This window comes from Streptomyces sp. CO7, assembly GCF_053474865.1.
The window spans coordinates 962,132-964,984 of sequence record NZ_JBRIOU010000004.1 but is presented as its reverse complement, the minus strand read 5'-3'; the positions used below and the strand labels follow the sequence as shown (position 1 = coordinate 964,984).

Annotated in this window: 4 protein-coding genes; 3 read left to right on the top strand and 1 reads right to left on the bottom strand. The window is 75.6% G+C overall.

Going from position 1 to position 2,853, the window contains the following annotated elements:
- The 3 genes from ACOV8S_RS17160 to tsaE all read left to right on the top strand — a co-directional run.
- Positions 1-495 (top strand): alanine racemase (locus tag ACOV8S_RS17160; RefSeq protein ID WP_448318667.1); only part of this gene is annotated, 495 nt, incomplete at its 5' end.
- An 88-nt stretch (positions 496-583) separates the two neighbouring features.
- The gene (locus tag ACOV8S_RS17155) at positions 584-1,885 is read left to right on the top strand and encodes an alpha/beta fold hydrolase (RefSeq protein ID WP_448318666.1); all 1,302 of its coding nucleotides are present in this window, start codon (positions 584-586) and stop codon (positions 1,883-1,885) included.
- Positions 1,827-2,396: a tRNA (adenosine(37)-N6)-threonylcarbamoyltransferase complex ATPase subunit type 1 TsaE gene (tsaE, locus tag ACOV8S_RS17150; protein ID WP_448318665.1), complete on the top strand. Its 570-nt coding sequence runs from the start codon at positions 1,827-1,829 to the stop codon at positions 2,394-2,396. The genes ACOV8S_RS17155 and tsaE overlap by 59 nt, the downstream gene beginning before the upstream one ends.
- Before the next feature lie 175 nt (positions 2,397-2,571).
- Here the strand turns inward: tsaE and ACOV8S_RS17145 are convergent, their stop codons facing one another.
- Positions 2,572-2,769 carry a hypothetical protein gene (locus ACOV8S_RS17145; RefSeq protein WP_448318664.1) on the bottom strand — a complete coding sequence of 66 codons (198 nt, stop codon included), beginning with the start codon at positions 2,767-2,769 and terminating at the stop codon, positions 2,572-2,574.
- Positions 2,770-2,853 lie beyond the last annotated feature (84 nt).

Here is a 2,853-nt window from a genome sequence, read left to right as displayed (position 1 = left end):
CACTTCGACCTGGTCCGGGCCGGCATCGCCACCTACGGCGTCTCTCCCGCCCCCGAGCTCGGCTCCCCCGCCGACCTGGGCCTGCGCCCGGTGATGCGGCTGTCCGCGGACCTGGTCCTGGTCAAGGAGGTGCCCGGCGGGCACGGAGTCAGCTACGGGCACCATTACGTCACCCCTGGGGAGACCACCCTCGGCCTCGTCCCGGCCGGCTACGCCGACGGCATCCCGCGGCACGCCTCCGGCACCGGCCCGGTGCTGGTCGACGGCAAGCTCCGCACCGTCGCCGGGCGGGTCGCCATGGACCAGTTCGTGGTCGACCTCGGCGGCGACCTGCCGGAGGCCGGCAGCGAGGCCGTGCTGTTCGGAGCGGGGGACCAGGGCGAGCCCACCGCCGAGGACTGGGCGCAGGCCTGCGGGACGATCGCGTACGAGATCGTGACCCGGATCGGCAGCCGGGTGCCCCGGGTGTACGTGAACGAGCGCCCCACCGGGTAATCGAACGGCAGAGGGCCCGGCGGCGCGGACGCGGCGACGGGCCGTTCGCCGCGACGAACCCGGGAGACCGGAGAAGAGGGAGCGCCGAGTGAGCGAGGAGAGCCCGGCGGTGACCGTCACGGAGCTGGTGGTCGCCGCCACGGGCGCCACCGCGCCCGCCCCCCGGGCACGGCGCCGCCCCACCGGCCTGGCCGGGGCCGCGATCGGCGTGCTCGCCGCGGGCGCGGCCGCCGGGGTCGTCGTCGAGCGGCTCGCCATGGGCGGCGGCGTGCGCCGCAGGGCCCGCCTCGCCCTGGAGTTCGGCGGCCCCTACGGCACCCTGCGCGGAACCCCCGGCACCGCCCTCGCCGAGGACGGCACCGCCCTGCACTACGAGGTCGACGAGGCCCCCGTCGCCGTGCCCGAGCCGGCGCCGCCACGCCGCCGTCGGCTGTTCGGCGGCCGCCGCGAGCAGACCGTGCGCCCGGCCCCGGTGACGGTGGTGTTCAGCCACGGCTACTGCCTCAACCAGGACTCCTGGCACTTCCAGCGGGCCGCCCTGCGTGCCGCCGGCGTGCGCGCCGTCTACTGGGACCAGCGCAGCCACGGCCGGTCCGCACGCGGCGTCACCCGGGCCCAGCAGGGACCGCCGGTCACCATCGACCAGCTGGGCCGCGACCTGAAGGCCGTGATCGACGCCGCCGCGCCCACCGGTCCGCTGGTGCTGGTCGGGCACTCCATGGGCGGGATGACGGTGATGGCGCTGGCCGAGCAGTTCCCCGGCCTGGTCCGCGAGCGGGTCGCCGGGATCGCCCTGGTGGGCACGTCCTCCGGCGGGCTCGCCGACGTCCACTTCGGGCTGCCCGCCGTCGGGGTGAACGCGGTGCGGCGCCTGCTGCCGGGCGTGCTGCGGGTGCTGGGGCGGCGGGCGGACCTCGTCGAGCGGGGGCGGCAGGCCACCGCCGACGTGTTCGCCGGGATCGTCACCCGGTACTCGTTCGCCTCCGCCGAGGTCGACCCGGTGGTCGCCCGGTTCGCCGAGCGGATGATCGAGTCCACGCCGATCGACGTGGTCGCCGAGTTCTACCCGGCCTTCGACGCGCACGACAAGACGGCGGCGCTGGCCCGCTTCCACGGGCTGCCGGTGCTGATCGTCTCGGGGGAGGGCGACCTGGTCACCCCGGTCGGCCACAGCGAGGCGATGGCGCGTGAGCTGCCAGACGCGGAACTGGTCCGCGTGCCCGACGCCGGCCACCTGGTGATGCTGGAGCACCCCGAGATCGTGAACGTCCGGCTCGCCGACCTGCTCGCCCGCGCGGGAGCACCCTCCGGGGCCGCTACCGTGGGGTCCCATGGAAGCACCCGCGGCACCGCACAACCCCAGCGAGCAGAACCCCCACGGTCCCAGTGAGCCGGCCGGCGCCCGGCGGACGCTGGAGCTGACCGTCACCTCACCCGAGGAGATGCTGGACCTCGGCCGCAGGCTGGCCGGCCTGCTGCGCGCCGGCGACCTCGTGATGCTCACCGGCGAGCTCGGCGCCGGGAAGACCACGATGACCCGCGGCCTCGGCGAGGGCCTGAACGTCCGCGGCGCGGTCACCTCGCCGACGTTCGTGATCGCCCGCGTCCACCCCTCCCTCGGCGACGGGCCGCCGCTCGTCCACGTCGACGCCTACCGGCTGGGCGGCGGGCTGGACGAGATGGAGGACCTCGACCTCGACGTCTCGCTGCCGGAGTCGGTGATCGTCGTGGAGTGGGGCGAGGGCAAGGTCGAGGACCTCACCGAGGACCGCCTCCAGATCCTGATCGCCCGCGCCACGGGGGACGCCTCCGACGACGCCGACGACGACGTCCGCCACGTCACCGTCACCGCCCTGGGCCCCCGCTGGACCAAGGCCGACCTGAGCCCCCTCCAGGCCTGAGCCGCCCCTCGCCACCCGGCAGGAACACCATGCGGGCATCGTCCTGCGGGCAATCGTGCCGCTGGGCGGCACGGGTGGGCGCAGGGCCTCACGTTCCCGCGGGACGGCTCGCTCAGCAGGGCGCAAGCCCGGGCAGCGAGTGGAACAGCATTGTCCCCAGGGTCCGGCCCCGCGCCTACGCGGCCTCGCGAGCGGGCCGGTCCTCACGGGTGGCCGGGGAGGCCGGAGCCGGCGGCACCGAGACCGCCCGGGCCGCGGCACAGGAGGCCAGAAGGTCCCGCATCGACACCGAGCCGCCGCCGCGCGCACCCGCGCCGCCCTGGTGCTGCTCCGTGGCATCGGGACGGCCGTGGCCGGCAACCGGAAAGAGCATGACGCCTCCTGACATCCCGAGGACGGGCGTGGTTAGGTAGACCTAACCACGCCCGTCCTCGGGATGTCAGGAGGCGTCATGCTC